This is a genomic window from Synechococcus sp. R8-2 (assembly GCF_047461715.1).
Taxonomy (GTDB): Bacteria; Cyanobacteriota; Cyanobacteriia; order Thermostichales; family Thermostichaceae; genus Thermostichus.
On record NZ_JANSHQ010000296.1, the window covers coordinates 1 to 6,335 of the forward strand.

A 6,335-nucleotide genomic window follows, 5' to 3' on the forward strand; every position below is an offset into this window, starting at 1 on the left:
CCCCCAAAAACAGCGTCAAAGCTGCAAACCGCAAAACAGAGGACGGCCGCCACATCTTGTGGATCCATCTCCACCAGAGCCAGGACACCCACCTTGCTGTCAGGGTAGAGACCACCGGTTACACCCCTGAGCACCTGGAGCAGGCCGCCGCTGAGTTGCGGGAGCGCTTGGGCCGTCTGGTGTGAGTTCCCCCCAGGGAAGGAACAGGCCAAGATCCACCCCCGGCCTTTCGCGAGGTGAGCGCGGGGCATTTTGTGGCTTGTCACCTGGTGCCCTAGGTAGCCCTCAAGGGATCCCGGCCACGCCGGTTTGGCGGGCAGCCTGGATTACCGCAGCGGCCACCTGAGGAACCACCCGCCCGTCGAAGACCGAGGGGATGATCCACTGGGGATCCAACTCTTCGGCAGGGATCAAGGCAGCAATGGCTTGAGCGGCAGCCAGGCACATCTCGGTGTTGATCTGCTTGGCGCGGCAGTCGAGGGCGCCGCGAAACACGCCCGGAAAGGCCAGCACGTTGTTGATTTGGTTGGGGTAGTCGCTGCGGCCCGTGGCCATCACCGCCACCTGATCGCTCACCAGCTCGGGCTGAATCTCCGGCACCGGATTGGCCAAAGCAAACAGGATGGGATCCGGGGCCATTTTTTCTACCATCTCCACTGTCAGGGCATTGGCCACGCTCACCCCAATAAACACATCCGCTCCCACCAAGGCTTCCGCCAGGGATCCCTTCTCCTCGACGGCAATGGCCGCCTTCTCGGGGGTGAGATCGGAACGGGAGCGGCTGAGGATCCCTTGGCGGTCGCAGACCAGGATGTGGGCTGCCCCGGCCCACCGCAGCAGTTGCGTCACGGCAATGCCGGCTGCCCCGGCCCCGTTGAGGACAATGCGCACCTCGTCTAGGCTCTTTTTCACCACTTTCAGGGCATTCAGCAGCGCCGCCAGCACCACAATGGCGGTGCCGTGCTGATCGTCGTGAAACACCGGCAGGTTGAGGCGGGCCTTGAGCTGAGACTCAATGGCAAAGCAGCGAGGGGCGCTGATGTCTTCCAGGTTAAAGCCGCCAAATCCCGGCGCCAGGCGCACCACCGTCTCTACAATTTCCCCCACCTCCTGAGTGGCCAGGCACAGAGGAAAGGCATCGATATCGGCAAAGCGCTTGAACAGCGCCGCCTTCCCCTCCATCACCGGCAAAGCTGCCTCCGGGCCGACATTCCCCAAGCCCAGCACCGCACTGCCATCGGTTACAATGCCTACACTGTTGCCCTTGATGGTGTACTCATAGACCGCGGCGGGGTTGGCAGCAATTTCTAGGGAAACCCGCCCCACCCCCGGCGTGTAGGCCATGGCCAGATCGGCGGCGCTCTCCAGGGGGCTTTTGGCCACCACCTGCAGCTTTCCCCCGCGGTGCAGCTCAAAGGTGCGGTCCACCGCCCGCTCCACCTTCACATTGGCCAAGGAGGCAACGGCGGCGTAAATTTGCTGAGCATGCTCGCTGCTCACGGCATCTACACAGATTTCTCGCACCGTTTCTGCTGCCGATTGGTGGATGAGATCGATCTGGCTGAGGCTGCCTCCCACTTCCGCAATGGCCTGGGTGACGCGGGCTAGGGCTCCCGGCTGGTTGAGCAGGCGAATGCGCAGGGCAATGCTATAGCTAGAGCTGGGGGTAAGTTTTGTCATAGCTCCCTATGGTAGACGAAAAATCCGCTTCCGACCTGCACACCCTGGCCAACTGGCTGGAGGGCTACTACAGCAACCGCGCCCAGGCGATGGCAGAGCCGGTGTGGTTTGTGCCGGTCAGCCTTTGGTACGTGCGCCTTCCCCACCTGTTCTCGGAGGGGATCGGCTTTTTTACCGAGCAATTTAACCAGCACACGCCGGGCCAGTTTTATCGCAGCCGGGTGCTCCAGGTATTGGGGGATCCCTTGCGGATCGAGAACTACAAATTGCGGGATCAAGCAGCTTGGGCAGGTGCCTCTCAGGATCCGCAGCGCTTGGCGCAGCTCTCCTTGGCCGACCTGGAGCATTTGCCCGGTTGTCGCATTTTGGTGGAAAAGCGCCCAGACTGCTACCACGGCGAAATGCTGCCAGGTGGAGAATGTCGTCTGAACCCCGGGGATAGCACCTATATCCACATCGAGTTCGACCTCACCCCCAGCGAATTCATCACCTGGGATCGGGGCTTTGACGCCACCACCGGCCAACAAACCTGGGGATCCCGCGCCGGACCCTACCGCTACCAAAAAGGGATCCCACCGGCCTCTTCCCCTCGCCCTTGGGGAGAGAGGGACAGGGGGTGAGGGCCAGAAAACAGTCAGGGGAACAAAAAAGGCAACAGATCTCGAAACCCTTTGCGCAGCCTGAGCAAAAAGATCAGCCGCTCCACCTCTGGAGAGACAGATCCGGTTTCGGGCCGAGCTGCCAAGGCTTCCTGGAGTTCTAGAGCTTCGTCGGCGGTGAGGGGCTGATTATCGACCGGAGAGCGAGCCCGCAAATCTGGCTGCGCCCGCAGCACCTCCTCAGGGATCTCAGAAGCGGGGGGCAGAGCCAAAGCCTGATCTGGGGGATACAGCAGGAACACCAGCAGACTGGCCCATCCACCGCTCCTTCTGGCCCAATGCTGTCGGTTCACCTGGTCGGATCTCCCGGCTAACTCCACCCTAATCCTAGCCACCCCAAAGACCTCAGCCCGTCTCTCGGCACCGCAGAACCGGCACGGTGAGATCATGAAAGGATCCCAGGTGTATTCCTCGCGGGTTCAATTCTTCAACATCCGACTCAGGAGCTTGCCCAGGCTATTTTTTGGATCCAGCCATCCTAGCTGGCCATGGCTTCCGAGCGCTCTTGGATCACCCGATCCACGATGCCGTAAGCCTGAGCTTCCGTGGCCGAGAGGTAAAAGTCTCGCTCCACATCCCGCTCGATTTTCTCCAGCGGTTGGCCGGTGGTTTGCGCCAAGATCTCGTTCATGCGTCGTTTGACTCGCAGAGTTTCGCGGGCGCGAATTTCAATGTCGCTGGCTTGGCCTTGGATCGTGCCCAGCGAAGGCTGGTGCAGCATGATGCGGGAGTGGGGCAGGGCAAACCGCTTGCCCTTGGTGCCAGCAGCCAACAAAAAGGCTCCCATTGAAGCTGCTTGGCCCACGCAAACCGTAACGATATCTGGCTTGATGTGGTTCATGGTGTCGTAGATGGCCATGCCCGCCGTCACAGAGCCACCGGGAGAATTGATGTACATCACAATGTCCTTTTGCGGATCCTGCGAGTTGAGGTAGAGCATCACCCCCACGATGGTATTGGCCAAGCTATCGTCAATGGGCTCGCCGATAAACAAAATCCGCTCTTGGTACAGACGATCGTCAAGGCTAATCCACTGGCTATAGGGCTCGCCGGGCAAACGGTAGGGAACCCGAGGCACTCCAATCGGCATAAGTTTCTCCTGGCAAAGTATGAAACACAGAACGACGCGCTTGTAAGATATCTTCCGCGCTCAAATCCAGCTGGGGCAAAACCGAGGAAACAATGCGTCCAGATCCAGTTTTGACCTCGCCTTCGTATTCTCCGCCAACCCAGCGCACCGCGGAAACGGACTGCTTGGCTGGATCCACTGGGATCCCACGGGCAGCGTAATCTTTGCGCTTGTCTTGATAATCGTGTTTTTCATTGTCTACTCCGGGGGAAACGACTTCCACCACCAACAGCGGCAGGGGCATGTGCAGGCAAGGATTCCGCAACCGTTTCCCAGCAAGCTCACATAGCGGGATGCAAAGCCATCACCTCTGGATTGCGCAACCGAGCCTTGGCTGCGGGCACTTCGACCTCAACTTGGCCCAAGCTCAGGCGTTGGATGGGCAAAAACTTGGGCAATTCCGCAACCAGAAACAGCTCAATGAGGGTGTTGATGCGCTCCTCGGTTGGCACTTCCCGAATAGACCCGTCTTCAAGTTCAATCCGTCCTCCATAAGGCCAGTCCGTGAGGTGGAGGTACTCCTCCGCCGTTAAAGGCTGTACGGGAACTTGAACCATGGACGGATCCCTCTGCTTCAGTTTTTGGCTGCTGCCAACTTCGGCACGCCTTTGGAACTGGTCAGCACCTGATCGATGAGGCCGTAGGCTTTGGCCTCTTCTGGTGTCATGAAAAATAGCCGCTCCGTGTCCTTCTTGATGCGCTCCATAGGCTGGCCCGTGCTGCGGGACAGTTGCTCCAGCATCATGTTGCGCAAAGTCAGAATCTCGCGGGTGCGAATTTCGATGTCGCTGGCCTGTCCACGGGTGCCCCCATAGGGCTGGTGGAGCACGATCGTGGCATTGGGCAGACTGGCCCGAAATCCTTTGGCTCCTGCTGCCAATAACATGGCCGCCATCCCAATGGCATTGCCGATGCAGATAGTATGCACAGGCGGCTTGATGTAGTTCATGGTGTCCAGAATGGCAAAGGCCGCTGTGTCGTAGTTATAGGTGCCCGTCGAGTTGATGTACATCTTGATCGGCTTTTCCCGATCCTCGTACTGCAGATACAGCAGTTGCTCGATGATCAGCTTGGTGACGTTGGCATTCGACTCCTCTGCAAGGGGCAAGCCCAGGTAGACAATGCGCTCCTGCAGCAGCAGCGAAGCCAAATCTGGGGGTGGGGTACGAACCGGAGCGCCGCCATAGTAGTAGTAGGTCGATTGCACCATGCCAGAGATCTCCTACGCCTGGGTCTGTTCAACTGAAAAACAACACTTGAGGACCACAAGGGATCCGCAGCATCCCAACGGATCCCTTGCAGTCTGAGGACCTCTCAAAGCCAGCTTTACTCCGCCCCTTGAGGCAAGAGAACCCGCTCCGGCTCCGTGACCAGCACCTTGGGCTTGCGCTCCTCATCCACATCGATGAGCACCTCCGATCCCTCCCGGACGTGCCCGGTCAGGATTTCTTCCGCCAGGATGTCTTCCAGCAGGCGTTGGATGGCGCGGCGCAGCGGGCGTGCCCCATAGCTGGGGTTATACCCCTCCTCCACCACCAAGTCTTTGAAGCGGTCGCTGACCGTAAGGCGGATTTTCTTCTCCGTCATGCGGTCAAACACTTCCTTGAGCAGGATGTCGGCAATCTGCTTCACCTCATCCTTGGTCAGTTGCCGGAAGACGATGATCTCGTCCACGCGGTTGAGGAACTCCGGACGGAAGTACTGCTTCAGCTCTTCGTTCACCAGGTTGCGGATGCGGTTGTAGTTGGCATCCTCGTCGTTGGCATTGAACTCGAAGCCGAGGCTGCCGCCGCCCTTCTCGATGACCTTCGAGCCGATGTTAGAGGTCATCACGATCAGGGTGTTCTTGAAGTCCACCGTGCGGCCCTTGGCATCGGTCAGGCGGCCATCCTCCAGGATTTGCAGCAATAGGTTAAACACATCCGGGTGCGCCTTCTCGATCTCATCGAAAAGCACCACCGTGTAGGGGCGACGCCGCACCGCTTCTGTGAGCTGACCCCCCTCGTTGTAGCCCACATAGCCCGGCGGGGATCCGATCAGCTTGCTGACTGTATGCCGCTCCATGTACTCCGACATGTCGAGGCGGATCATGGCCGACTCGGAGCCGAAGAAGTAGGCTGCCAAAGCCTTGGTCAGCTCGGTTTTGCCCACCCCTGTTGGGCCGGAGAAGATGAAGCTGGCGATGGGGCGGTTGGGATTTTTCAGCCCCACCCGAGCGCGGCGGATGGCCCGGGAGATGGCCCGCACCGCTTCGTCTTGGCCGATGATGCGCTGGTGCAGGGTTTCTTCCATGTTCAGCAGCTTCACTGACTCGCTCTCGGTCAGCTTGGCCACCGGCACCCCCGTCCAGGCGCTGACCACTTGGGCCACGTCCTCTTCGGTTACCTCAGGCATTTCGCTGCGGCTGCTCTCCTCGGCTTTTTTGGCAGCGGCAATGGCGCGGATCTGCTGCTTGATCTCCATCTCCCGATCCCGCAGCTCACCGGCTTTGTCGAAGTTCTGGGCCCGCACCGCAGCGTCTTTCTCCTTGAGCACTCGCCGCAGCTCTTGATCCAGCTCCCGCGCCGCCGGGGGCAGTTGAGAGTTGATCAGGCGCACCCGCGAAGCAGCCTCGTCGATCAAATCGATGGCCTTATCCGGCAGGAAGCGGTCGGAGATGTACTGGTCGGCCAGCTTGGCGGCTGCATCCAAGGCGGCATCGGAGATCTTCAGCTTGTGGTGCTGCTCGTAGCGCTCCCGCAGGCCAAACAGGATCTCGATGGTCTCGGAGACTGTCGGCTCGCCCACCATGATGGGCTGGAAGCGACGCTCCAGGGCGGCATCCCGTTCGATGTGCTTGCGGTACTCATCCAGGGTGGTGGCGCCGA

The 6,335-nt window shown here is 59.8% G+C and carries 8 protein-coding genes and 1 pseudogene; 2 read left to right on the top strand and 7 right to left on the bottom strand.

Features of this window, described 5'->3' with window-relative positions:
• A pseudogene (locus tag NW819_RS07750) lies at positions 1-185 on the top strand (CRISPR-associated protein); the annotation flags it as partial.
• A 100-nt stretch (positions 186-285) separates the two neighbouring features.
• On the opposite strand, the gene NW819_RS07755 reads toward NW819_RS07750, so the two are convergent.
• Positions 286-1,680, bottom strand: coding sequence for a malic enzyme-like NAD(P)-binding protein (locus tag NW819_RS07755; protein WP_414413407.1), 1,395 nt, complete (start codon positions 1,678-1,680; stop codon positions 286-288).
• Between the two features lie 8 nt (positions 1,681-1,688).
• Between NW819_RS07755 and NW819_RS07760 the strand changes: the two genes are divergently transcribed.
• Positions 1,689-2,300 carry a chromophore lyase CpcT/CpeT gene (locus NW819_RS07760; RefSeq protein WP_414413408.1) on the top strand — a complete coding sequence of 204 codons (612 nt, stop codon included), beginning with the start codon at positions 1,689-1,691 and terminating at the stop codon, positions 2,298-2,300.
• A gap of 14 nt (positions 2,301-2,314) precedes the next feature.
• Here NW819_RS07760 and NW819_RS07765 read toward each other — a convergent pair whose 3' ends face one another.
• The 6 genes from NW819_RS07765 to NW819_RS07790 all read right to left on the bottom strand — a co-directional run.
• Positions 2,315-2,674, bottom strand: a complete 360-nt coding sequence (locus NW819_RS07765; RefSeq protein WP_414413409.1) for a hypothetical protein — start codon at positions 2,672-2,674, stop codon at positions 2,315-2,317.
• 143 nt (positions 2,675-2,817) lie between these two features.
• The gene (locus NW819_RS07770; protein WP_011432257.1) at positions 2,818-3,429 is read right to left on the bottom strand and encodes an ATP-dependent Clp protease proteolytic subunit; all 612 of its coding nucleotides are present in this window, start codon (positions 3,427-3,429) and stop codon (positions 2,818-2,820) included.
• On the bottom strand, positions 3,377-3,733 hold the full coding sequence (locus tag NW819_RS07775; protein WP_414344152.1) for a Uma2 family endonuclease: 357 nt from the start codon (positions 3,731-3,733) through the stop codon (positions 3,377-3,379). Before NW819_RS07775 ends, NW819_RS07770 begins: the two co-directional genes overlap by 53 nt.
• A 16-nt stretch (positions 3,734-3,749) precedes the next feature.
• The gene (locus NW819_RS07780; protein WP_414413410.1) at positions 3,750-4,025 is read right to left on the bottom strand and encodes a hypothetical protein; all 276 of its coding nucleotides are present in this window, start codon (positions 4,023-4,025) and stop codon (positions 3,750-3,752) included.
• A gap of 17 nt (positions 4,026-4,042) precedes the next feature.
• The gene (locus NW819_RS07785) at positions 4,043-4,678 is read right to left on the bottom strand and encodes an ATP-dependent Clp protease proteolytic subunit (protein ID WP_011432256.1); all 636 of its coding nucleotides are present in this window, start codon (positions 4,676-4,678) and stop codon (positions 4,043-4,045) included.
• A 116-nt stretch (positions 4,679-4,794) separates the two neighbouring features.
• A partial coding sequence (locus NW819_RS07790) for an ATP-dependent Clp protease ATP-binding subunit (RefSeq protein WP_414413411.1) occupies positions 4,795-6,335 on the bottom strand: 1,541 nt, incomplete at its 5' end.

Bases quoted from the DNA above. Each gene is read 5' to 3' on its own strand.
- NW819_RS07785 (WP_011432256.1), bottom strand. From the start codon at position 4,678: ATGGTGCAATCGACCTACTACTACTATGGCGGCGCTCCGGTTCGTACC.
- NW819_RS07755 (WP_414413407.1), bottom strand. From the start codon at position 1,680: ATGACAAAACTTACCCCCAGCTCTAGCTATAGCATTGCCCTGCGCATT.
- NW819_RS07760 (WP_414413408.1), top strand. From the start codon at position 1,689: ATGGTAGACGAAAAATCCGCTTCCGACCTGCACACCCTGGCCAACTGG.
- NW819_RS07780 (WP_414413410.1), bottom strand. From the start codon at position 4,025: ATGGTTCAAGTTCCCGTACAGCCTTTAACGGCGGAGGAGTACCTCCAC.
- NW819_RS07770 (WP_011432257.1), bottom strand. From the start codon at position 3,429: ATGCCGATTGGAGTGCCTCGGGTTCCCTACCGTTTGCCCGGCGAGCCC.